We start from the raw sequence: 23313 nt of genomic DNA, 5'->3' as shown, positions 1-23313 counted from the left end.
CCGCGTTCATGCAGGTAGACTGGCACCGACTTATGAATCCAGTTTTTCTGAACATCGGTGGTTTCACCATCGCCTGGTATGGCGTGCTGATCACGCTGGGGATCGTGGCCGGCGTGTGGCTGGGGACCCGCATGGCCCGAGCGCGTGGCCTGGACGTTGACCGTTTCAACGACATGATCCTGTGGATGATCATCTGGGGTCTGGTGGGCGCCCGGATCGTGTTCGTGGCCACTTCGTGGCATCAGTTCGAGAACATTCCCTTTCCACGCGTGCTGCTGGACATCATCAACCTGCGACAGGGCGGCATCAGCATCCATGGCGGACTGATCGGCGGCATTCTGGTGATGCTGTACTACACCCGCAAGTACCGTCTGAACTTCTACGAGTACGCCGACCTGTGCGTGCCCGGCGTGGCTTTTGGCATTATCGGCGGCCGGATCGGCAACATCATGAACGGCACTGACACAGTAGGCCGCGTGACCGGCTGGCCCGTCGGCTTCCGCTGGCCCGACAGCGCACGGGCGTTCCATGACGGCATGTGCGTGCGCAATCCCAATCCTGACCTGGACCTCTCGCAGTACTGCCAGCAGATCGGTGGTCAGCTGGTCATGACCGCTCCTGTGCACTTTGCCCAGCTGTACGGCGTGATTATCGGGATCATCCTCAGCGTGGCGGCGTACTTCTGGCTGCGCTCGCGCAAGCCCGGCTGGGCGTTCTGGCAGTTCTGGCTGTGGTATTCCATCCTGCGCGCCGGCTGGGAAGAGACCTTCCGCCTCAATCCGCTGCTGCCCAAGACCTACCTGAACCAGGGCCTGGACGCCCCCGGCATCGGCCTGTTCACCGAAACCCACCTGATCAGCATTGTCCTGATTGTGCTGAGCATCTGGATGCTGCTGAAGCTCAGGAGGCAGCCGGATACCCGCGTGGATCCGGCCCCCAGCGTGGTGACGGGCACGCGCCCGGCTTGAAACCCACGGAAAGCCCAACAGGAGACGCCTCAGCGCGTCTCCTTTTTGTATGCAGCCCAAATGCAGCCGGAGTGGCGGTTACACTGGCACAGACAGGTGAATGTGAATGACAGATAACAATCGTCCGCTGGACGTGGTGATCCTCGCGGCGGGGCAAGGCACCCGCATGAAATCCGCCCTCCCCAAGGTGCTGCACCCGGTGGCCGGCCGCCCGATGGTGGCCTGGGCCGTCAAAAGTGCCCGGGAGCTGGGGGCCAGGAACGTGGTGGTCGTGACCGGGCACGGTGCCGAGAAGGTTGAGGCAGCCCTGGCGGACAGCGGGGTGACTTTTGCGCGGCAGGATCAGCAACTGGGCACCGGGCACGCTTTCCTGTGTGGTGTGGACGCCCTGGGCACCCAGGACGCGGACGTACTGGTCCTGTACGGAGACACCCCGCTGCTGCGCACCGAGACACTGCAGGCTCTGATCGACGACCACCGAGCCCGTGGCGGTGCGTTCACCATCCTCAGCGGCGAACTGGCCGATGCCACCGGGTACGGCCGGATCATCCGGAGCGTGGACGGCACAGTGGAACGCATCGTGGAGCAGAAGGACGCCACGGAAGCGGAACGTGCGGTGGGAGAGTTCAACAGTGGCGTGTATATCATGGACTCCCGTGCACCAGAACTCGCGCGGCTGATTGGCAACGACAACAAGGCCGGCGAGTACTATCTGACCGACCTGCTGGGCCTGTACCGCGCCCAGGGTGCACAGGCCAGTGCGTTCAAGCTGACCGACGCCGACGAGGTGCTGGGGGCCAACGACCGCCAGGGCCTCGCGGATCTGGAGGCCATCTTGCGCCGCCGCATCAACCGCGCCCACATGGCGGCCGGCGTCACGCTGCAGGCTCCGGACACCACCCACATCGAAGACACGGTCACGCTGGGCCGCGACGTGACGGTGGAGCCCGGCGTCATGCTGCGCGGACAGACCAGGGTGGCGGACGGGGTGACCATCGGCGCGTACAGCATCGTGACCGACAGCGTGCTGGGCGAAGGGGCCATGATCAAGCCCCACAGCGTGCTCGAAGGTGCAGAGGTGGGCGAAGGCAGCGACGTGGGTCCTTTCGCCCGGCTGAGGCCCGGCACCCAGCTGGCGCAGGGGGTGCACATCGGCAACTTTGTGGAAACCAAGAATGCGCGGCTCGACGCGGGCGTCAAGGCCGGGCACCTGGCTTACCTCGGAGACGTGACCATCGGCGCAGAAACCAATATCGGGGCCGGCACCATCGTGGCCAACTTCGATGGGGTGAACAAACACCAGAGTACGGTGGGCGCCGGGGTGTTTATCGGCAGCAACAGCACCCTGATCGCGCCGCGCGTGGTCGGCGACGCCGCCTTTATCGCCGCAGGCAGCGCGGTTCACGACAACGTCCCCGAAGGGGCCATGGCCGTGGCGCGGGGCAAGCAGCGCACCATCGAAGGCTGGTCCCGCCGCTACTGGGGCGGCGTGCGCGAGAAGGTGCAGGTCAAACTGCCATGGCTGGCCGGCTGGCTGGACCGTCAGGGCTGAGGGTTGCGCCACCGGATCAGCGCGGCGGGTGTGGTGCTCCGCGGCGACCAGTTGCTGATGGTGCATCACCACCAGCCGGGTGCCTTCGACTTCTGGGTACCGCCGGGCGGTGGGGTGGAAGGGCACGAGAGTCTCCTGCAAGCCGCCGAGCGCGAGGTGCACGAGGAAACCGGGCTGAGCGTACGGGCTGAGCGCATCCTGTACCTGCAGGAGCTGGTGGACGGTGACAGCCGAATCTGCAAGAGCTTCGTGCGGTGTCATGAGGTGGGCGGCGCACTTTCCCAAGCGCATCGCGTTGACGATGAACGCGAGGTCCTGGTCGAGGCCCGTTTTATGACGGCAGGCCAGATGACGGCCCTGGACGTCCGTCCACCGGTCTTCCGCGACGTGTTCTGGCAGGATCTGCGCCGCGAGGACAGCGGGCTCCGTTACCTGGGCCCGACCGTCTGCGACCGGTAGTAGCAGGTAAGAGGCACGCCGGGACTCCCTCCCGGCGTGCCTCTGCTCTCCTCTAACCCAGAGCTTCTGCTGGCCGCGGCAGCGCAGGCAGCTCATCGACCCGGCGCAGCGCCGGGTTCAGCAGTTGCAGGCCGGACACCACCAGCATCACCACGCCACTCCACAACAGGATCAGGCCCGGCGAGGTGTGCGCTCCCAAGAAGCCAGCAGCCGCCGTGGCCAGCGGTGAGGTGAATTGCGCGATCAGGCGCCGGACACTGAAGACCCGGCCCTGCATCTCGGAGGGAACCTGCGACTGCCAGATGCTCTGCGAGTGGGCATTCATGATCGGCGTCATGATCCCGAAAGCGGCGACGCATGCGGCGGTCAGATACAGCGTTCCGGCAGCACCGCTCAGGGCGTGGGCGCCGCCGGCCAGGACCATGGGAACCAGCACACCCAGAACCCGCTGCCGTTTCAGCCCGCCCCATGCGCTGATCAGCAGCCCCCCGACCAGTCCACCCGCGCTCATGGCAGTCCACAGGGTGGCCAGCGCGGTCTCGGTGCTCAGGCCCTGAGTCTGGATATCTGCGGCCAGCGTGAACTTCACCAGCAAAGGGTGCAGGACCCCGACGCCACTGATCATCAGGTTCACCACAGCGAAGGTCAGCAGCAGATGCAGCAGCGGACGACGCGCAAAAATATAGCTCCAGCCAAAGCGCATGTCCTGTCCCAGGCTGGTTTTCTGTGCAGCCGGGCCCTGCAGGTCGCGGCGCTGTGGGCTGGGCAACGACAGCCGCCACACCACCAGCGCCGCGATTCCAAAGGACACCGCGTCGATCAGCAGGGCCAGGGGCACACCGTCGCTCCACCCGGACAGCCACCCTGGACCATCATTCTTGCGTGCCAGTGCCGGCAGGCCGATCAGCAGCGCCGCCAGGGCAGGACTCAGCAGACCCGAGAGACTCCAGAGCGTCTGCATCATGCCATTGGCCCTGGGTAGCCGTTCACGCGGTACCAGGGCCGAATAGCTGGTGTCGAATGCCGAGCCGTGGAAAGTGCCGACCAGACCCAGCAGTGTCGTGAACACGACCAATGCCCAGACCGGAGGGGTGCCCAGCAGGATCAGGGTCGTGAGGCCCAGCAGCAATACCGCACCCAGCACGTCACAGGCGATCATCATGCGCCGGCGGTTCCAGCGGTCCGCCAGCGCCCCGGCCAGGGGACCACCCACGATGGCCGCGACGGTCCAGCCCAGTGCCGTCATCGACAGTGCGCCCGCCAGTTGTGCCCGCTGGCTTTCCAGGGGAAACATGGTCTGGGTCAGGTAGATGTTCAGGGCGAAGCCACTCAGGCCACTGCCCAGCACACTCAGCGCCTGCGAGGCCCACAGTTGCAGAAAGGTACGCCAGCTTTCCGCATCTGGTGCAGGTTGGACACGTGAGGGAGTCATGCTCCCAGCGTAGGCTGGGGTCCACAGGGCACGCGATACGCCGAATGGCCCAGGGCAGGAATCCTGCCTTCAGGATGTGCCTAATGATGCGCCGCTGCATGTTCCCGACTCCGGAGGTTGAGGCTCTCCTGGTCCACGCCATGTTTCCCGATGCCGCACGCATTGCACGCAACCTGGAAGCCTACCGAACCGACCCTGGGCGGCAGTTCTTTCTCTGGGAAACCGGTGGTCGCGTGGTGTGCGCGGTGGGGCTCCGCGTACAGGCGAGGCAGGCAGAAGTGCTGCATATAGGCACCGATCCACTGGAACGCAGAAAAGGATTCGCGCGGGCACTGCTGTCTGCTGTTGCCTCCGCCCTGGACCTGACGACCCTATCCGCAGAAACAGACGGGGACGCCGCCGGGTTTTATCGCCGAAGTGGGTTTTATGTTCGCGAGACTGCTCCCCGTGGAGACCAGAGGCGCTTTGCCTGTGAATGGCGTGCAGCTGGGTGAACCCTCAGGGCTGCGACCAGGTCCGCAACTGCCAGACCCCGCCGCGGAGTTCTCTCCAGGCGACCAGGATGCCGTACCGACTGCCCGCCACCGTGGCGTGGTCCACGTCGGCTGAGGAAGTGGCGTTCAAGACCCCGCCGCCCAGCGGCAGCCAGCGGCTCCCGTCCCATCGGACGGCACGGACTGTACGCCGGCCATCCGGTCCCTGCGTCCAGGCCACCACCGGGCGCTGCTGGCCATCGAAGGCCAGTGAGGCGGTGGCGGCGTGCTCTCCCGGCCGACTGACCGGTCCACTTCCCAGCCTTTCCCACACACGCCCATTCCACCGGCTGACGTACAGGGTGTCAGCCCCACGCAGGTCTTCCAGCCAGGCCACGGTCAGGCGGCCCAGACCATCGGCACGTAGCAGGGGGCGAAACACATAGGTGTCGGGGCGGACATTCACGCGCCTGCCCAGGGTGCGCCAGCCTTCAGGTGTCCACTGCCGTACCCAGATGTTGGAACGGGTGGTAGGCCCCTCGACGTAAGCAACGCTGACCTTTCCGCCGGCGTGCGCCACGCTGGGCATAAACGCAGGCTGCCGCAGGTTCAGGTTCAGGTAGGGCGTGGTCAGCCAGCCCCGGCCCTGCCACAGCTTCAGCGACACCACACTGGGGTACATGCTGCGGGTGCCGGTGCCAATATCGGTCCAGCCCACCAGCGGACGGTTCTGAGGATCAAGTGCCAGAGCGCGCGACCGGCCCGCATCCGAAAGGTTGCGCCTCAGCGCATAGGGGGTTGGTCGGGTCCAGGCGCGGCCTGTCCAGTTGGACATCAGGAACGAGTCGATGTGCGCGTGTCCGCTGCCCTCTTCCCACTCCAGCCACACACTGCCGTCCGGGCCGGCATGCACATTGGGCTGTGCAGCGTTGTACTGCGGCTTCTCGTTGACCACACCGCCCAGAGGCTGCCAGCGGCCACCTTCGAGCCGGGCAGCCCGCAGCTGCTCGCCTCCACCCTCAGCCAGTTCGGTGCGGCACGAGACCCAGGCCACGACAAAGCGGCCGAGGCCATCAGTACCGGCCGCGACTGACCTTATGGGATCCGGACTGTGCAGCTCCGCTCGCTGGTCACGGCTCCCGGCAGAGGCTACGGCCACCAGACCAAGCAGCGCCATACCCGCAGGCCGGCGCATCCATCCGGCAAAGAACCGTAACAGACAGGGAATTGCGCGGCGGTCCGGCATAGGCACACGTCCTTTTGGGGCGGGCGCCGCAGCGCCTCTCCCCGGAGAGAGGTCTGAGCCGCATTGTGCACGCCAGGCCTCAGGCAGGCAATGAAGCGCCTCTGCCGTTACCGGGCACGCAGTTTCTTGCGTTCCTGCACGGCCAGTACGTCCACCCGCTCGTTTTCCCCGTGGCCGGCGTGGCCCTTGACCCAGATAAAGGTCAGGGCGTGCGTCCGTGCCTGGGCAATCAGCTCTTCCCACAGTTCCTTGTTTTTCACCGGATCGCCCCCGGCCGTCTTCCAGCCGTTGCGCTGCCATTTAAGGATCCAGCCGTCGGTAAAGGCCTTGCGCAGGTACTGGCTGTCGGTGACCACCCGCACCTGACAGGGCCGCTTGAGCACCTTGAGGCCCTCAAGCAGGCCACGCAGTTCCATGCGGTTGTTGGTCGTGCCTTCCTCGTTGCCGCTCAGCACGAGTTCCTGACCCTTGTACTTCAGGATGGTGGCCCAGCCGCCATGCCCCTGGGTGGTGTCACACGCGCCGTCGCTGTACAGTTCGACCTCTTCGCCGGTGACCGGAGTGTCCGGCTGAATTCCGGCCCTGATCGGGAGGCGGTCGCGGGCCGCCGCCTGCGCTTTCTGCGCGGCGCTGGCGCGGTAAGGAGGCTTGCCCGTCATCCGGGGAACTGTATTCAGCAGCAGGGCGTAGTGTCAAGCATGGCCGCCCCGTCCCCCTTTATTCCGGAATCCGAGCGCACGCCTGTGCTGGTGACGCACCTCTCTCCCCTGCTGGGATTTGTGCTGCCGGGGATTGGTGCGCTGCTGGGCCCGGTGGCTGCCTGGCTGTACTACCGCGACCGGAGCCGGCTCCTGGACGAGCAGGGCAAGGAGGCAGTGAACTTTCAGATCAGCATGTGGATCTACAGCACCGTGATTGGTCTGGTGGCCTTCGGGCTGTTCAGTCTGGGCCTGATCGGCGGGGCGGTGGGCAGCGCCGCCGGACAGCCTGGCGTGGGCGCGTTTGCCGTGCTGGGACTGTTCAGCACCTTCTTCCTGTTCTTTCTGCCAGTCCTGCTGGTCCTGGGCCTGCTGCCGCTGATCCTGATGCTGGTGGCAGTGATTCAGGTAAGTGCCGGCAAGCCGTACCGGTATCCGCTGACCCTGCGCCTGTTGCGGTAAAGCACCCTTTGATAAGCGCAGTGCATAGCTCTGCCTCGAACTGCTCGACACTGCCGGCAGTCCATGTGCGCACCCCCACCCGGACACATGCTTGCGGGGGCAGCATATTCTTGTGGCTATGCGAATCATGGCGGTCTTTGCCCACCCCGACGACGAGATAGGTTGTATCGGCACCCTGGCCAAGCACGCGGCGCGCGGAGACGAGGTCATGCTGGTGTGGACCACGCTTGGTGAACTGGCCAGCCAGTTCGGCGACCAGACGCACGAGGAGGTCACCCGGGTACGGCGCGAGCACGGTGCCTGGGTGGCTGGGAAAATCGGCGCGTTGCACCATTTCTTCGACATGGGCGACAGCCGCATGACCGGCTCACGCACGGAGGCCCTGCAACTGGCGCGGCTGTACGCGCAGTTCCGGCCCAATGCTGTGATTACCTGGAGCGATGATCATCCCCATCCGGATCACCGCATGACGGCCAAAATTGCCTTCGACGCCATTACCCTGGCGCGCATTCCCAAGATCATCAACGAGGAGGGGGGCGGCGTGCCCATGGCGCCCGCCCCGGACCTCGGCGGAAGCGATTCGGTGGACAGTGGCGAGGACGTGCGCCGGCTGGAAGCCTGGCGGGAGCCCGTGCGCTTCTACCAGTACCACGCACCGGCCAGCCCCTACCCGGAAGTCTTTACGGACATCACGGACACGGTAGAAGTCGCGGCTGAAGTCATGGAGTACTACCAGGCCTTCTACCGCTGGACCTGGGACCGCGAGCAGTTTCTGGCCACCCGCGCCGTGGCCGGCCGCCTGACCGGCGCCAAATATGCCGAACGCTTCAATCTGAAGGCCAGCCACCTGCCGGCCCGGCCCTATCTGCACTGACCAAGCTTATCTGCACCTGGAGCGGAAGACGGTCCTTACAGCACTTGCCGGCGCGCTAGACTGCCGCTCAGGAATGTCCGAGTCGATTCACATCAAGCAGAACATCATCGTGCGCGCCCGCCCTGACGTGCTGTACCGTCTCGCGCTGGAACCCCGGCGCCGCGTGAAATGGGACCCCAACCTCGTCAAGGCTGACTATCAGGGTGGCGATGGCCGGCTAGCCAATAACGCGCTGGTGCGGTTCAAATTCGCGCGGCGGCTGCTGGGCCTGAGTTTCACGGCAAAGTACGGTCAGCTCCAGGCGCCACAGCGTGGGGGCTGGGAAAGTGTGCGACATGTGGGGCCACTGGAGAAGCTGACCCAGGCCTGGACCTTCAAGCCCATGCCTGGGGGAACCGACGTGACGCTCACGCTGAACGCCCGCGTACGCTACGGCTGGGTGCGCCGGCCTGTGGAGCGCGTGCTGCATAACATGGTCATGAGTACCCTGCTGGAACTGCAGCGGCAGGTCGATGCCCAGGGCGCCCAGTTGATGGAAGACATGGGCCGCGAGATGCAGGAGAAGCAGAAGGCCGAGCAGAAAGCGGCCAAAGAGGCGGCCAAGGCCAGACGCCGCAAAAAATAAAATCAGGATTAAGGGGAGGGCCATATTCCGGCTCTCCCCTGTTTTGTGGCCCTATCAGGCGTCCGGAATCAGCAACAACACCGTGCCCGACCTGGTTTCAAAGGCAGTCCAGGGCTCCTCAGCACGCACACGGTAACTTTCGCTGGCACGAAGGCGCACAAAGTTGTTCAGGGGAAGGTCAACCACTGCCTCACCGGTCAGGCAGACCAGCCAGCCGGTCAGGGCTGGACCGTCCACCCGGCCGCTGAGGTTCAGGCAGCGTACCTGCCCACCCGGCAGGGCCACCCACTGCCCAGGAGTGCCCTGGGCCAGCCGCGCCAGGTGCAGGGCCTGCGGCACTTCGGGGCGGGAACGCGTGGGCATTTAGTCTCCGCGCGCCGCCTGATTGAGCTTCTTGCTGGCCTGCAGCGCCATCCCCTTGGCCTTCTTGACGTCCAGCCCCAGGCCAGGCGCCACCTCATCCACCTTGCGGCCCTGCTCGCGTGTCGCCGTGACCAGCTGACGCTCCTGCTCCGAGAGCACACCCAGATGCGGTTTGAGTTCAGCCCAAGTCAGCGGCGTTTTAACCGTTGATGATTTGCTGACTGTACCCTTGGCGCCAGCCTTCTTAACCGCCGGTTTCTTGGCCGCTGGCTTTTTCGCACTGCTCCGCGTGGATGGCTTGGCGGCCTTCCCCGCTGCGGGCTTGGCTGTAGCCTTGCGTGAAGCTGCCTTACCAGCCTTCTTCTTGGGCTCCTTGCCGCGCTCTTCGAGAATCTCCAGTGCGCGTTCGGCGGTCAGGTTGTCTTCGCCCTCGCCCTTGCGCAGGGTGGCATTGCGCTCGCCATCGGTCAGGTAAGGGCCAAAGCGGCCCGATTTCAGCAGGATGGGTGGACGGCCCTCGATCTCGAAGGTGCGCAGCGGCGCCGCTGCCACGCCACGGCCCCGGAAGCGCGGCTGCATGAACAGGGCCTCGGCCTCGTGGATACCTACCGTGAACAGTTCCTCGTGGCTGTTCAGGCTGCGGCTGTCGCCACCCCGCTTGAGGTACGGACCGTACTTGCCGTTCATGGCCCAGACCTCTTCGCCCTCGCTGACCCCGACCAGACGCGGCAGGCTCAGTAGGCGCAGGGCACGCTCCATCGTCAGGGTGTTCAGATCGTCGCCGGGAAACAGGCTAGCGCTGCGCACCGGCGGGTTGCCGTCTCCCAGGGTCACATACGGTCCATACCGCCCGGCACGGGCCACCACCGGATGTCCGCTGGCCTCATCGGTGCCGATCAGGCGGTCGCCGCTTGGGCGGCTCATCAGGTCCTCGGCGGTTTCAGCGGTCAGCTCGTCCGGCACCAGTCCCTCGGGCAGGTTGGCCTTGTCCTCGCCGCGCTGCATGTAAGGCCCGTAGCGGCCGACCCGGACCTCGATCCCGGTACCGTCCAATCTGGGCACGTGGATGGTCGCGATCCCACGGGCGTCGATTTCGCCCATCTGCCGGTCGATCAGTGGCTTGAGGGCCATACCCTGACCTTCATCGCCCAGGTAGAAACGCCGCAGGTACGGCACCCGGCTGGCGCGGCCACCGGCAATATCGTCGAGGTCCTCTTCCATGCGCGCCGTGAAGTCATAGTCCACCAGCTTGCCGAAGTGGTGTTCCAGCAGGGCGCTGGTCGCGAATGCCGTCCAGGTGGGTACCAGGGCCTGTCCCTTCTTGGTCGCGTAGCCGCGGTCCTGAATGGTGCCCAGGATGCTGGCGTAGGTGCTGGGCCGGCCAATTCCAGCGGCTTCGAGCGCCTGCACCAGGCTGGCCTCGGTGTAGCGGGCGGGGGGCTGGGTCTCGTGGCTCTCGGGCCTGATGGTCTCGGCCGTGACCCGCTCGCCTTCCTTCAGGGGCGGCAGGGGCGTGTCACGGTCCTCCAGGGCGGCATTGGGGTCGTCGCTGCCTTCCACATAGGCGCGCAGGAAGCCTGGGAAGTCGATGGTCCGGCCAGAGGCACTCAGTCCCACCGTTTCACCACCCTGAGCCTGACCGCCCAGACGCACCCGCAGGCCGCGGCCCCTGGCGTCGGCCATCTGGGAAGCCACGGTGCGCTTCCAGATCAGGTCGTAGAGGCGCCACTCGTCACCGCCCAGCTCGCCGCGCAAGCTATCGGGGGTACGGAAACTGCTTCCGGCCGGGCGGATCGCCTCGTGCGCCTCCTGGGCGTTCTTTGCCTTCTTGGCATACACGCGCGGCTGCGGGTGCAGGAAGGCTGGACCGTACATCTGCGTGACCTGGGTGCGCGCCGCCGTGACAGCTTCGACACTCAGGTTGGTGCTGTCAGTGCGCATATAGGTGATGTACCCGCCCTCGTACAGCTTCTGGGCGGCGCGCATGGTACGGGTGGCCGCGAAGCCTAGCTTGCGGCTGCCTTCCTGCTGCAGGGTCGATGTGATGAAAGGCGCATAGGGACGCTGCGTAAAGGGTTTTTCCTCGGCGCTGGTGACAGTCAGGGCCTGTCCGGTCAGGCCGGTGGTCAGCGCCTGGGCTTCGGCCTCGGTTAGCAGGCGCACGGCCGCGCCTTCCCGCAGGCGACCGGTCAGCGGGTCGAAATCCTTGCCGCCGGCAAGGCGCTGGCCGCCCACATCGGTCAGGCGGGCAGGAAAGCTCTGATCCTCACCTGTTTTGCCGGTCACCAGCAGATCCCACCAGGTCGCGCTGACAAAGCGCATGCGTTCGCGTTCACGCTCGACGAGCATGCGGGTCGCCACACTCTGGACCCGGCCGGCACTCAGCTTAGGGGCGACCTTCTTCCACAGCACCGGGCTGACCTCATACCCGTACAGACGGTCCAGGGCGCGCCGGGCTTCCTGGGCCTCGACCAGATTGGTATCGATCTGACGTGGGTGGGCGATGGCCGCCTGAATGGCTTCCTTGGTGATCTCGTGGAACACCATGCGCTTGACCGGCACCTTGGGCTTGAGCTCCTGGAACAGGTGCCAGGCGATGCTCTCGCCTTCACGGTCATCATCGGTTGCGAGGATGATCTCGTCCGCCTCGGCGGCCAGTTTGCGCAGCTTGGCCACATGCTGGCGCTTGTCTGGGGCGACCACATACAGGGGCTGGAAGTCATTTTCCACGTCCAGTCCGAGCCGGGCCCAAGCCTGGCCCTTGTATTTTTCGGGGATGTCCGAAGCACTCTTGGGCAGGTCGCGGATGTGCCCGATGGACGACTCCACCGAGTACCCCTTCCCGAGATACTTCTCAATGGTTCTCGCCTTGGCGGGCGACTCGACGATCACTAAGGTTCTGGCCATCTCCCTGATACGCTCCCCTGAAAGCTTCCATGGTGGTGCTGTGCATAAGCTGGAAACTTGCGGCTGAGGGTAGCACAGCCCTCCCCGCGCACAAGGAGGCTTTCATTGCGCTTCCGATTTCGGCATCCGGCCGCCTGAATGGTCTTTTCCACAGGATTTACATTTTCTTCATGCTAGGCTCGCGGGGCAATGCGCGCCCGAGGCTCCACGCTGTCCCTGCTGCCAGTCATGGTAATCGCTGTTCTGGCAGCCGGCTTCGTCCTGTCTCCTGGTCTGCGCGCACCCAGGGCTGAGACCCCCCACCCCACGCTGGTGGTGCTGGGAGCAGCCCAGTACGCCGGACGGCCCAGTCCTGCTTTTGAACGCCGGCTGGGTCATGCTCTGCGCCTGTACCGTGCCGGCGGAATCGACCGGATCGTCGTGACGGGAGGTCGCCGGCCCGGCGATCCTTACAGCGAAGGTGAGGTCGGCGTGCATTTTCTGGCTCACCATGGCGTATCAGCCCGGGTACTGCTGGCCGAGACCCGCAGCCGCACCACCATCGAAAACCTGCGCAATGCACGCGCCTCCTTGCCTCCCCGGACCGCAGTCACCCTGGTCACCGATGAGGCCCATGCGCCCCGTGCGCTGGCCCTGGCGCGTGCCCTGGGCCTTGAGGCCAATGCCAGCGCCAGTCCGCTGGGGGCCCGCCCCGATCCGCGCTACCTTCTGCGCGAGAAGCTGGCACTCGTGGCCTACGCCCTGATCGGCATCCGGACCTGAAAGCAAAAGCTTTTTGCAGACAAACCTTCAGCGCTTCAGGCGGCGCATCAAACCGGCCACTTCCGGCAGGCGCAGGGCGAGCGCGCCGGTCAGATAAACTCCCAGGCCCACGCCGCCCGCCACAGCAAGGCCCAGCAAGCCGGGCAGGATAAACCCGGGATCAGGCAGGGTCAGAGAAACCAACCAGGCAACCAGGCCTGACGCTGCGGCCAGGGGCACCACGCGCACCAGATGGCCTGCGACTTCGCGCCCCGGAAACCCCAGAGCCCGGCGGTACATAAAGGTCAGCGCTCCCGCCATCAGTATTCCGCTGATGGTGGTGCTGATCCCAAATCCCAGGAATCCCAGCGAGGGGACCAGCAGCCGGTACAGAACGACCTCCAGCACAAAGCCGATGGCGCTCACTGTTACCGCTTCACGGGTGCGCTCACGGGCATAGAAGGTCCGCAGCAGAAGCGTGACCAGTGCCCATGGAATCAGCGCGAGGGCCCAACCGGTCAGGATCCCGCTAGCCGCCTGGAACCGTGGCACGTCGAAGTCTGCCTTCAGGTTGATGATACTCACGGCATAGGGCGCGAGCGCGACAAGTAACGCACTCATGGGCGCGGCCAGGAACGTGGTGGTGCGAATACCTTGCAGGGTCAGCTGCCTGAACGCAGGCCAATCCCGGTCGGCAGCATGCTGCGAAAACCGGGGAAACAGCGCCAGCACAGGCGACACGACGAACAGACCATTGACCGTGGTAAACAGTGTCTCAGCATAGAAATAGCCAGACTGCGTGCCAGCAGGAAACTGAGTCCCGTTGCTGAGTAACCTGGTGACGTAAAGATTCAGGAACTGGCGTGCTCCGGCAGTCAGAGTGAAGGGCGCCATCTGCTTCAGGACCCTGGTAAGGGCTGGATGCGGCTGCAGGGCTGGAGCTGGTAACAGTCCGAAGCGCCGTAATGCCGGCAATTGGACCAGCAGCTGCGCCACCCCACCGATCAGCCAGCCGAAGGCCAGCCAGGTCGCTGTATCCGGCAGCAGCAGCAGCGCCGCTATGCTGGCCAGGTTAAAGGCCACCGGCGCAAAGCTGCTCTCCTTGAAGTGTTCATCGGCATTGAGCAGGCCCATGGCGACGCTTGACAGACTGATGAGCATCAGGAAGGGCATAACCAGCTGCGTCATGTAAATCGCGGCGTCCCGATTTACGTTCGGAGTTGCAGCGATCAGCAGGTCGACAATAAGAGGCGCGGCCAAAATACCCAGCGCCATCAGAACCAGATTCACAGCGATCAGTACGCCGCTGAAGGTCTGAGCCAGCTTCCGCCGTTCAGCTGTGTCCAATGACTTGTACACAGGAATGAACGAGTTGACCAGGGCACCCTCGGCCAGAAGCTCGCGCAGCAGGTTGGGTACCCGCACGGCGACCAGAAAGGCGTCAAGAAGCGCATTGCCAAAAATGCCCATGATCATCGTGCGCACAATGCCCGAAAGCCGGGATCCCAGCGTGCCAGCCATGACGATCAGGGTGTTGGCCCGCAGGGAACGGCGCGGCGCCGTCGTTACGACCGCAGGCTGCGCCGGGCCGGTGGGGGTCAGGCCAGGATCGGGCGCGGGAGGAGGGGTCTCACCGAACTCCAGGTTGATTTCAGGGACTGGGGGCTTGGAGCCTGGGGGGACCTTCACGGGCCCAACTATAAGCACTTGCTGAAGGTCCAGGGGAAAGCCCGAGTCTTTCGCCCTTCCCCCAGGCTTACTGGGTCAGCGCCGCGCTCACCACGTCGCGTGCCTCGGCCATGACCTGCTGCAGATGGTCCTTGCCCTTGAAGCTCTCGGCATAGATCTTGTAGACGTCTTCCGTGCCGCTGGGGCGGGCTGCGAACCAGGCGTGCTCGGTGGTGACCTTCAGTCCGCCGATAGATTCATTGTTGCCGGGTGCGCGGGTCAGACGCGCAGTGATGGGGTGACCGGCCAGCGTGGTGGCGGTCACCTGCTCGGGCGACAGGGCCGCCAGGATCTTCTTCTGCTCCGAAGTAGCAGGTGCGTCCTGGCGGTCGTAGGCGGTCTCGCCGTACCGGGCGCTGAGATCCGCGAACCGCCGGGAGGGAGTCTGACCCGTTTTCGCGGTGATCTCGGCGGCCAGCAGACCGGGGATGATGCCGTCCTTGTCGGTGCTCCAGGCGCGGCCGTCCATCTGCAGAAAGCTGGCACCGGCGGACTCCTCGCCGCCGAAACCTAATGAGCCGTCCAGCAAGCCCTCCACGAAGTACTTGAAACCCACCGGCACCTCCAGCACGCGGCGCCCGATACCAGCGGCCACCCGGTCGATCAGGGCACTGCTGACCAGCGTCTTGCCCACCGCAGCGTCTGCGCTCCACCCTGGCCGGTTCTGGAACAGGTAGTCGATCATGACCGCGAGGTAATGGTTGGGGTTCATCAGTCCATCCGGGGTCACGACTCCATGACGGTCGGCATCAGGGTCATTGCCGACTGCCACGTCGAAATCGTCCTTCAGGCGCAGCAGGCTGGCCATGGCAAAGGGGCTCGAGCAGTCCATGCGGATCTTGCCGTCCTTGTCCACACTCATGAACGCGAATCGTGGGTCCACCTCCTCGTTCACGATGGTCAGGTTCAGGTTGTGGCGCGCCGCTATGGCCTGCCACACCGGCAGGCTGCTGCCGCCCAGCGGGTCCACGCCCAGCCGCACGCCGCTGTGGCGGATGGCGTCCAGGTCAACCACCTGCGGCAGGCCCTCGACATAAGGAGTCACGAAGTCGAAGGGAACCAGGGCGTTCATGGCGTCTTCGAGGCTGAGTCGGTGGACATCCCGCATCTCATTTTCCAGGATCGCGTTGGCACGTGCCTGGATAACTTTCGTTACGTCGGTATCGGCGGGGCCACCGCTGGGAGGGTTGTATTTAAATCCGCCGTCCTGCGGCGGGTTGTGGCTGGGCGTGATCACGATGCCGTCAGCCCTGTCGGCCTGGCCCGAGCGGTTGTACTCCAGGATCGCGTGGCTGACCAGCGGTGTGGGCGTGAAAAAACCGGGCTGCACGTGCGCACGGACGCCGTTGGCCGCCAGCACCTGCAGGGCACTCATCCACGCAGGTTCTGACAAAGCGTGGGTGTCAAGCCCCATAAACAGAGGGCCCTGAATCCCGGCCGAGACGCGGTACTCACAGACCGCCTGGGTAATGGCCAGGATATGGGCCTCGTTGAATGTGGCGCCCAGGCTGGTGCCGCGGTGCCCGCTGGTGCCGAAACTTACGCGCTGCAAGGGGTCGCGGACGTCGGGGCGAGTCTCGTAGTAATGAGACACGAGGCGCGGGATGTTGGTCAACAGGGACGAGGGAGCAGGCTGTCCGGCCAATGGACTCTGGGTCATGTCCGCAGTCTAAGCAGCCGGCCCCGGCCTTACGCCCGCCCCACAAGACAGGCCAAAGATTTTCGGGACACCCCTCCTGAACGACGCTGCTACCGTGGGCCTCATGCGCGAGTTCCTGAACGACTGGTGGCGCCTGGGCAAACTCATCGCGGCGACGCTGGCCATCCCAGTGGTGCTGTGGGGGCTGCTGGTGCTGTTGGGCGTCTTGCGGTAAGTCCCCACTTACCCGGTGCGAGAGTCACAGCTAACCATAACCGCCCGGCATTGCCTGGAAGCGCTCCCGGAGCGGTCCAGGTGCCTAACGCGTGTTAGGTTCAGGGCATGACGGTCAAACGGCAGGACAGCGGGGCACTGGAGCAGAGTTTCGAGCACGCGCTGGTGCTGGAAACAGCGCGGGTCACCGAGGGCGCGGCACTGGCCGCCAGCCGCTGGGTAGGCATGGGAGACAAGAATGCCGTGGACGGCGCCGGCACAGAGGCGATGCGCTCGCTGCTGAACACCCTGAACATCCGGGGCCGGGTGGTGATCGGTGAGGGCGAAATGGATGAGGCCCCCATGCTGTACATCGGCGAGGAACTGGGCACCGGGCGCCACGAGGTGGACATCGCGGTAGACCCGGTGGAAGGCACCAGTGTGACCGCCAAGGGACTTCCGAACGGTCTGGCCGTGATTGCCCTGAGCGAGCGCGGCGGACTGATGCACGCGCCCGACTGCTACATGGACAAGCTGATCGTGCCCCCTCCTGCAGCTGGGCGGGTGCACCTGGAATGGCCGGTGGAGGCCAATCTGGCGGCCCTGGCACAGTCGCTGGACCGCGATGTGGAAGACCTGCTGGTGACCATCCTGGACCGTGAGCGGCATGCAGAACTGATCCGGCGGGTCCGTGCGGCTGGAGCACGAGTCAAGCTGATCGGCGACGGTGATGTGGTGGCCGGACTGGCCGTGGCGGTCCGCGGCACCGGCGTGCACGCCCTGATGGGTTCGGGCGGCGCTCCTGAAGGCGTGCTGAGCGCTGCGGCCTGCAAATGCCTGGGCGCTGAAATTCAGGGCCGCTTTATTCCCGAGGACGATGCGATGCGCGAGCGCTTCCGGACCATGGGTGTTGACGAGAACCGGGTGTACCGCACCGATGAGCTGGCCCCGGGGCAGCAGATCGTGTTCAGCGCGACCGGTATCACGTACGGAGAACTGTTGAATGGAGTCCGGCGCTTCGGGGGCGGAGCCCGCACCCACACGCTGGTCATGGGCTACGCGACCCGGGTCGTCCGCTTTATTGACACCGTCCATCTGGAAGATGACGGCGCCCGCGTGACCATCCGGGTGTGAGCCAGCAGGGAACTACCGAGGAAACATAAGATTGCCTGCTGACATGCCGGTGCTCTAGAAGTGCCGGCATGTCAGCAGGCAATCTTAGGCACGAGACCCCTCTCCCACGACCGGTCTGGGCATGGATCGCACACGCTGCTGAGTTTCTCCCACCTGGTTCTGCTCACGAAACGACTGCGGAGCAGCCGGAGCCGCTCCGCATCACACTGGCATTCAAGTCAGGGATTTACTTGTCCTGCCGGCGCAACCCTTTGAAAATATTCTTCAGCAACGAAGGGCTGGACTCCTTGTATCCCGAGTCTTTTGGGCCAGTTGTTCGAGCGGGTTCCGCAGATGGCTTCATCTGGGCAGCAGGCGCGGCCTCCTCCGCAGATGCAGTGGGGGTTTCGGTGTCTGTATCCACCTCGTCCCATTCCACGATCACGCGGGACGGACGCCCGTATTGCCGGTCACTCATGCCCCCATGATGCACCATAGGGGCCAGACTTTAAAACCGGCCCCCATCGAGTCTTAAGACCTGTCAGACACGTCAGGTCACGGGCGCACCGACAACTCAGGGCGGTCCCAGTCTCTAGTTCAGGCGCAGCCAGTAGTAGTCGTATTTCCCCATCACCAGCGGATAGCGGCCCTCCTGAATGGGCGGCAGGTGGCTGGCTCCGGACACGGTGACCGGCGTGCGTCTGTGATGCGCCGAGAGGTCTAACGTGCAGGCCTGGGCATTGGCGGCGAAGTTGCTGACAATCAGCAGGGTTTCGTCTGGCGTGGTGCGGGTGAACGCCAGGATCGCCGGGTTGTCACTGTCCACGAAGTTCAGATCACCGCTGGCGAAGGCCGGATGCTGACGGCGCATTTCAAGCTGACGGGCGGTCCACTTCAGCAGGCTGCTCGGGTCCTGTTCCTGACTCTGGACATTCACACGGTGAAACCCGTACACCGGGTCCTCAATGGGCGGGTAAAAACACTGTTCAGGGCTGGCGCTCGAGAATCCGCCGCTCAGGCTGGCGTTCCACTGCATGGGAGTGCGCACGCCATTGCGGTCTGCCAGGCTGAGGTCGTCGCCCATGCCGATCTCGTCGCCGTAGTACAGGATCGGGCTGCCCGGCAGCGCCAGCAGCACACTGTTAAGCAGTTCTATGCGGCGGCGGTCGTTGTCCAGCAGGGACGCCAGGCGACGGCGGATGCCGACGTTGATCCGCATGCGGGGATCAGGCGCGTACGCGGCGTACATAAAGGCCCGTTCGTCGTCGGTGACCATTTCCAGTGTCAGTTCATCGTGGTTTCGCAGAAAGGTGGCCCACTGCCCGAAACTGGGAATGGCCGGCAGGCGGTCCATGATTTCGCGGATGCTGGTGGTGTCTTCCCTCTTGAGGCTCATATAGAGGCGCGGCATCACCGGAAAATTGAAACACATGTGGAATTCCGGGTCTGTCTCGCTGCCGAAGTACTCCACCACTTCCTCGGGCCACTGGTTGGCCTCGGCCAGCAGCAGGCGGCCGGGATAGTGCTGGTCGACCAGCTGGCGCATCTGCTTGAGGATGGTGTGAGTTTCCGGCAGGTTCTCACAGTTGGTGCCTTCCCGCTCGATCAGGTAGGGCACAGCGTCCACGCGGAAGCCGTCCAGGCCCAGGTCCAGCCAGAACCGGGCTGCAGCCAGGAGCTCTTCGACCACAGCTGGATTGTCGAAGTTGAGGTCCGGCTGGGTGGAGAAGAAGCGGTGCCAGTAATACTGTCCGGTCTGCTCGTCAAAGGTCCAGTTGCTGGTCTCGGTGTCAGTAAAGATGATCCGGGCGCCAGGGTACTCCTCACCCGTGTCACTCCACACGTAATAGTTGTAGTACTCGTTTGGCGCGCCGTCCGGCAGCGTCGGGCCGCGGCGCGCCGCCTGGAACCAGGGGTGGTCGCTGGAGGTGTGGTTGGTCACCAGATCGCCGATGACCCGCAGCCCACGCGCGTGCGCCTCCCGCAAGAACACCTTGAAATCTTCCAGGGTTCCGAGGTCGGGGTGGATGTTCACGTAATCTGCCACGTCGTAGCCGTCGTCCCTGAGGGGGCTGGGATACCAGGGCAGCAGCCACAGGCAGTCCACCCCAAGGTTCTTGAGGTAGTCGAGCTTGGTCGTCAGCCCGGGAAAATCACCCTTCCCGTCACCATTTCCGTCGGCGAAGGTCCTGACGGACAGCTCATAGAAGACAGCACTCTTGTACCACTCTGGTGGGGTGGTCTGAATCATGCGAGCCAGTGTAATTGACAGGACTTTAGAAGCGCTGCCTCGACCATGAGAGAGGACCCCCTGAGCCCGGCGCAGAAGCTCATCCTTCTCTTCTGTAGATAATGATATATTATTCTCAGGAAGACAGGGCGGAGTTGTGCCCTGACATTCTTATCGCCAGGAGAACCCATGAGCCGCGAATGTTACCTCACCGGAAAGAAGAACCTTGTCGTCAACAGCGTCGTCAGGCGCGGAAAGGCCCGCGCACAGGGCGGCGTGGGCCGCAAGACGACCGGCATCACCAAGCGCACGCAGAAAGCCAACCTGCAAAGAAAGACCATCCGGGAACACGGTGAGCTCAATACCGTCTGGCTGAGTACCCATGCCCTGCGGACGCTCGCCCGCGGCTCCCACGCCGGCATCGAACTCGCATGAAGCTCCCCCTGATTCTGGGACTGCTGCTCGCCGGCTCAGCCAGCGCTGCGCCGCTAAAAGTCAGCGCCACTACCAGCATCATGGCTGACTTTGTCCGGGTGGTGGGCGGCAGCCGCGTCCAGGTGAATGTCATCGTGCCGGCTGGTGGTGACAGCCATACCTTCCAGCCGTCTACCGGTGTGATCCGGAGCCTGTCCCTGAGCCGCGCCCTGTTCGCCAACGGCGCGGGTCTGGAACCGTGGCTGCCCAAGCTGCGCACCGCCATCCCCAAGGCGCAACTGATTACCCTGACCCAGGGGCTGAAACTGCACGAGCCTGATCACGAGGAAGTAGAGGCGGCCAGCCACGATGACCACGGCGCCCTGGACCCGCATGCCTGGTGGGACCCAACCCTGGCCGCAGGCTACGTGCGTAACGTGTACAAGGCCCTGAGCGCCCTGGATCCTGCTGGAAAAGCTCTGTACGCCAAAAACAGTGCAGCGTACCTCAAGCAGCTTTCGGCCGCCGACGCTTATGCCAAAAAGCTGTTCGCCTCTGTGCCACCAGCCAGTCGCCGCATTGTGACCAACCACGAAAGTCTGCATTACCTGGCCGAACGCTATGGCCTGAGGGTGGTTGGCACCGTGATCGCCGGACTGGGCACCGAGCGTGAACCCAGCGCCCGCGAACTGGCCCAGCTGGTGCAGGCCGTGCGCAAAAGCGGCGCGCGGGTGATCTTCACAGAACAGTCGGTCAATACCCGCCTGGCCCAGACCCTGGCCCGCGAATCGGGAGCCCGGATCGCACCTGCCCTGTACACCGACGCTCTGGGTCCCAAAGGCAGTGCCGGCGCCACCTACCTGGGCGCCCTGCGCTTCAACGTCGACACCATCGTGAGTGCCCTGCGCGCGACGCGTTAGGCCACGCGAACGATTTCCACAGCCCTGGCTTGCCCAGGTGGGTATCAATCTGGTACCCTTGCCTTTAGTGTCTCGCGCTTGGTAGGGCGCGCGGCGACCGGGAGGCACCCGGACATGCACGGTCCTTATCCCCCACAGGCTGGGGCATGTCGCAGCCAAATCCCCCACGCATACGGAGCTTTACGGTGAAAACCTACATCCCCAAAAACGATGAGCAGAACTGGGTCGTCGTGGACGCTGCGGGCGTGCCCCTGGGCCGCCTTGCCACGCTGATCGCCAGCCGCATCCGCGGCAAGCACCGCCCCGACTTCACGCCCAACATGATCCAGGGTGACTTCGTGGTGGTGCTGAACGCCGGGAAGGTCGCGCTGACCGGCAACAAGCTGGACGGCAAGGTCTACACCCGCTACACCGGCTACCAGGGCGGTCTGAGAACCGAAACCGCCCGCGAGGCACTGGCCAAGCACCCCGAGCGCGTGATCGAGCACGCCGTGTTCGGCATGCTGCCCAAGGGCCGCCAGGGCCGCTCCATGCACAGTCGCCTGAAGGTGTACGCCGGCGAGACCCACCCCCACATCGCTCAGAAGCCCCAGACGCTCGAGGTCAAATAATGGCGATTCAGCAACCTGAACAGTTCTACGGCACCGGTCGCCGCAAGGCCGCCGTCGCCCGCGTGTTCCTGCGCCCTGGCGAAGGCAAGATCATCGTCAACGGCAAGGAATTCCAGACCTACTTCCGTGGTCTGCTGCGCGCTGTGCACGCCCTGCAGGCGTTCCGTGAAACCGGCACCGCCGGCCGCTACGACGCCGTGATCACGGTCAACGGCGGCGGCCCCACCGGCCAGGCCGACGCGATCAAGCTGGGCATCGCCCGCGCCCTGCTGAAGGTCAACCCTGATTTCCGCGCCCAGATGAAGCCCAAGGGCCTCCTGACCCGCGACCCCCGCGAAGTCGAGCGCAAGAAGTACGGCCTGAAGAAGGCCCGCCGCGCGCCCCAGTTCAGCAAGCGCTGAATCCAGGCTTCCCCTCTGGTCCCTCCCTGGCGGAGGGGCTTTTTTCGTATGTCCGGCATGCCGCCTTGCAGGCTGCGCTACCCTGCCCAGGCACATGAGCCCCTCCCCTCCTATCACCGATCCGGAAATGCTGGCTACCCAGGCGCCAATGACTGTACCCTCTCCGACCGACGCCACCCCACAGGGCGTAACGCTGGTGATTACTGAGCGTGTCCAGCACTCGAAAGTGGAAGGGTACGAGGCGTGGGCCCGGGGGGTGCATGACCTGCTCGCCGGGCATCCGGGCTTTCTGGGGTTGAATGTGCTGCGCGACCGCAGCGGCCCCGTCCCCGAATACATCACCCTGCTGCGCTTCGCCTCACAGGAAGCCCTGGAAGGCTGGCGGCAGTCTCCTGGGTACCAGGCGGCTCTGCGTGACCTGCCCCGCTTTACTGCCTCTGAGGTTCATTACCGCGAGGCGAGTGGACTGGAGGCCTGGTTTGACCGGCCTGCCGGAATTCCGGCGCCCCCACTGTGGAAAAACGTGCTGGTGGGGTTTGTGGGCGTCTATCCGCTGATCTTGCTGTTTACCTGGCTGACCGGATTTTTCACAGGCCACTGGCCCTGGTGGGCGGCCATCCTGCCATCTGCCTTTCTGGCCACACTGTTTCTGAACTGGCCGGTATTGCCGCTGCTCTCACGTGCTCTGCGCCGCTGGCTTTATCCCCGCCGTCAGTAAGTTCACACCAGAGGAAGCGCCAGCAGACACCCGCTGGCGCTTCCCTTATCTTCTTTCGCTACACCCAGGTGCCGTTGATCTCACGGACATGCAGGGTCGTTCCTTCAGCGCTGACGATCAGGACACTGGCCCCTTCGGGGACATCCGGACCGGTGGCCCGCCAGTCACTGTCACCGACTCGCACCCGGCCCACGCCGTTGCGGATGGCGGCAGTGACCACGACCGTGCGGCCCACCAGGCGGCTTGCGCCCCGGTTCATGGTCTCGCCCTCGTCACCCCCAAGGATCAGGCGATTGACATATCGCCGGCCGATCAGGACCGCCACCACGCTCAGCAGGGCGAACAGCAGCAGTTGCAGGGTCACCGGGAGAGGCAGCACGAACACCAACAGGCCCAGCATGAAGGCGGCCATCGCCAGCCAGACAAAGAACACTCCGGGCGCAAACACTTCCAGGATCAGCAGCAGCGCGCCCAGCACCCACCAGTGCCACGACTGGATGCGCTCAAGAGTGGGAAGCCAGTCCAT

The 23313-nt window shown here is 64.7% G+C and carries 24 protein-coding genes; 14 read left to right on the top strand and 10 right to left on the bottom strand.

What is annotated here, in order from left to right; translation table 11 throughout:
- Positions 1–32: 32 nt before the first annotated feature.
- The 3 genes from lgt (at position 33) to IEY49_RS01230 (ending at position 2979) form a co-directional block, all read left to right on the top strand.
- Positions 33–968, top strand: a complete 936-nt coding sequence (gene lgt, locus IEY49_RS01240) for a prolipoprotein diacylglyceryl transferase (protein WP_189003764.1) — start codon at positions 33–35, stop codon at positions 966–968.
- A 106-nt stretch (positions 969–1074) separates the two neighbouring features.
- Positions 1075–2520: a bifunctional UDP-N-acetylglucosamine diphosphorylase/glucosamine-1-phosphate N-acetyltransferase GlmU gene (glmU, locus tag IEY49_RS01235; RefSeq protein WP_189003762.1), complete on the top strand. Its 1446-nt coding sequence runs from the start codon at positions 1075–1077 to the stop codon at positions 2518–2520.
- A gap of 3 nt (positions 2521–2523) precedes the next feature.
- A complete protein-coding gene (locus IEY49_RS01230) occupies positions 2524–2979 on the top strand; it encodes an NUDIX domain-containing protein (protein WP_189003760.1) in 456 nt (151 codons plus the stop codon).
- A 52-nt stretch (positions 2980–3031) separates the two neighbouring features.
- Here the strand turns inward: IEY49_RS01230 and IEY49_RS01225 are convergent, their stop codons facing one another.
- Positions 3032–4411 carry an MFS transporter gene (locus IEY49_RS01225; protein ID WP_189003759.1) on the bottom strand — a complete coding sequence of 460 codons (1380 nt, stop codon included), beginning with the start codon at positions 4409–4411 and terminating at the stop codon, positions 3032–3034.
- Positions 4412–4494: 83 nt separating this feature from the next.
- On the opposite strand from IEY49_RS01225, the gene IEY49_RS01220 reads away from it, so the two are divergent.
- A complete protein-coding gene (locus tag IEY49_RS01220) occupies positions 4495–4905 on the top strand; it encodes a GNAT family N-acetyltransferase (RefSeq protein WP_189003757.1) in 411 nt (136 codons plus the stop codon).
- 4 nt (positions 4906–4909) lie between these two features.
- On the opposite strand, the gene IEY49_RS01215 is transcribed toward IEY49_RS01220, so the two are convergent.
- Positions 4910–6079 (bottom strand): hypothetical protein, encoded by a 1170-nt coding sequence (locus IEY49_RS01215; protein WP_189003755.1) that lies wholly within the window; start codon positions 6077–6079, stop codon positions 4910–4912.
- A gap of 158 nt (positions 6080–6237) precedes the next feature.
- Positions 6238–6789, bottom strand: a complete 552-nt coding sequence (gene rnhA / locus IEY49_RS01210) for a ribonuclease HI (RefSeq protein ID WP_189003753.1) — start codon at positions 6787–6789, stop codon at positions 6238–6240.
- A 39-nt stretch (positions 6790–6828) separates the two neighbouring features.
- Between rnhA and IEY49_RS01205 the strand changes: the two genes are divergently transcribed.
- The 3 genes from IEY49_RS01205 (at position 6829) to IEY49_RS01195 (ending at position 8789) form a co-directional block, all read left to right on the top strand.
- Entirely contained in the window at positions 6829–7290 is a 462-nt protein-coding gene (locus tag IEY49_RS01205; protein WP_189003751.1) for a DUF4870 domain-containing protein, read from the top strand.
- Between the two features lie 118 nt (positions 7291–7408).
- Complete coding sequence (locus IEY49_RS01200; protein ID WP_189003749.1) at positions 7409–8164, top strand: PIG-L deacetylase family protein; 756 nt, start codon at positions 7409–7411, stop codon at positions 8162–8164.
- Between the two features lie 73 nt (positions 8165–8237).
- On the top strand, positions 8238–8789 hold the full coding sequence (locus tag IEY49_RS01195) for an SRPBCC family protein (RefSeq protein ID WP_189003747.1): 552 nt from the start codon (positions 8238–8240) through the stop codon (positions 8787–8789).
- Between the two features lie 54 nt (positions 8790–8843).
- On the opposite strand, the gene IEY49_RS01190 is transcribed toward IEY49_RS01195, so the two are convergent.
- Positions 8844–9152, bottom strand: coding sequence for a hypothetical protein (locus IEY49_RS01190; RefSeq protein WP_189003745.1), 309 nt, complete (start codon positions 9150–9152; stop codon positions 8844–8846).
- A complete protein-coding gene (topA, locus tag IEY49_RS01185) occupies positions 9153–12059 on the bottom strand; it encodes a type I DNA topoisomerase (RefSeq protein WP_189003743.1) in 2907 nt (968 codons plus the stop codon). It lies immediately after the preceding gene.
- A 189-nt stretch (positions 12060–12248) separates the two neighbouring features.
- Here topA and IEY49_RS01180 point away from each other — a divergent pair, with 189 nt between their 5' ends.
- Entirely contained in the window at positions 12249–12821 is a 573-nt protein-coding gene (locus IEY49_RS01180) for a YdcF family protein (protein WP_189003741.1), read from the top strand.
- 27 nt (positions 12822–12848) lie between these two features.
- Here IEY49_RS01180 and murJ read toward each other — a convergent pair whose 3' ends face one another.
- Together murJ and pgm are read right to left on the bottom strand one after the other, a co-directional pair.
- Positions 12849–14402 carry a murein biosynthesis integral membrane protein MurJ gene (gene murJ / locus IEY49_RS01175; protein ID WP_268239002.1) on the bottom strand — a complete coding sequence of 518 codons (1554 nt, stop codon included), beginning with the start codon at positions 14400–14402 and terminating at the stop codon, positions 12849–12851.
- A gap of 154 nt (positions 14403–14556) precedes the next feature.
- Positions 14557–16188 (bottom strand): phosphoglucomutase (alpha-D-glucose-1,6-bisphosphate-dependent), encoded by a 1632-nt coding sequence (gene pgm, locus IEY49_RS01170; protein ID WP_189003738.1) that lies wholly within the window; start codon positions 16186–16188, stop codon positions 14557–14559.
- A 321-nt stretch (positions 16189–16509) separates the two neighbouring features.
- Here pgm and glpX point away from each other — a divergent pair, with 321 nt between their 5' ends.
- Positions 16510–17514: a class II fructose-bisphosphatase gene (gene glpX, locus IEY49_RS01165; protein WP_189003736.1), complete on the top strand. Its 1005-nt coding sequence runs from the start codon at positions 16510–16512 to the stop codon at positions 17512–17514.
- 226 nt (positions 17515–17740) lie between these two features.
- Here glpX and IEY49_RS01160 read toward each other — a convergent pair whose 3' ends face one another.
- Positions 17741–17971, bottom strand: coding sequence for a hypothetical protein (locus IEY49_RS01160; protein WP_189003734.1), 231 nt, complete (start codon positions 17969–17971; stop codon positions 17741–17743).
- 114 nt (positions 17972–18085) lie between these two features.
- A complete protein-coding gene (gene treS / locus IEY49_RS01155; protein ID WP_189003732.1) occupies positions 18086–19744 on the bottom strand; it encodes a maltose alpha-D-glucosyltransferase in 1659 nt (552 codons plus the stop codon).
- A 168-nt stretch (positions 19745–19912) separates the two neighbouring features.
- On the opposite strand from treS, the gene rpmB reads away from it, so the two are divergent.
- From rpmB to IEY49_RS01130, 5 genes are all read left to right on the top strand, one after another.
- On the top strand, positions 19913–20158 hold the full coding sequence (gene rpmB, locus IEY49_RS01150; RefSeq protein WP_189003730.1) for a 50S ribosomal protein L28: 246 nt from the start codon (positions 19913–19915) through the stop codon (positions 20156–20158).
- Positions 20155–21057 (top strand): manganese ABC transporter substrate-binding protein MntC, encoded by a 903-nt coding sequence (gene mntC / locus IEY49_RS01145; RefSeq protein WP_189003729.1) that lies wholly within the window; start codon positions 20155–20157, stop codon positions 21055–21057. The genes rpmB and mntC overlap by 4 nt, the downstream gene beginning before the upstream one ends.
- Positions 21058–21242: 185 nt before the next feature.
- A complete protein-coding gene (rplM, locus tag IEY49_RS01140; protein ID WP_189003727.1) occupies positions 21243–21668 on the top strand; it encodes a 50S ribosomal protein L13 in 426 nt (141 codons plus the stop codon).
- Entirely contained in the window at positions 21668–22069 is a 402-nt protein-coding gene (rpsI, locus tag IEY49_RS01135; RefSeq protein ID WP_189003725.1) for a 30S ribosomal protein S9, read from the top strand. The genes rplM and rpsI overlap by 1 nt, the downstream gene beginning before the upstream one ends.
- A 94-nt stretch (positions 22070–22163) precedes the next feature.
- Positions 22164–22787, top strand: coding sequence for an antibiotic biosynthesis monooxygenase (locus IEY49_RS01130; RefSeq protein ID WP_229780568.1), 624 nt, complete (start codon positions 22164–22166; stop codon positions 22785–22787).
- 58 nt (positions 22788–22845) lie between these two features.
- Here the strand turns inward: IEY49_RS01130 and IEY49_RS01125 are convergent, their stop codons facing one another.
- Positions 22846–23313, bottom strand: coding sequence for an NfeD family protein (locus tag IEY49_RS01125; protein WP_189003723.1), 468 nt, complete (start codon positions 23311–23313; stop codon positions 22846–22848).

This window comes from Deinococcus malanensis, assembly GCF_014647655.1.
GTDB classification, from domain to species: Bacteria; Deinococcota; Deinococci; order Deinococcales; family Deinococcaceae; genus Deinococcus; species Deinococcus malanensis.
Note: the sequence above shows the minus strand (reverse complement) of the source record. Positions and strands in the feature narration are given on the sequence as shown.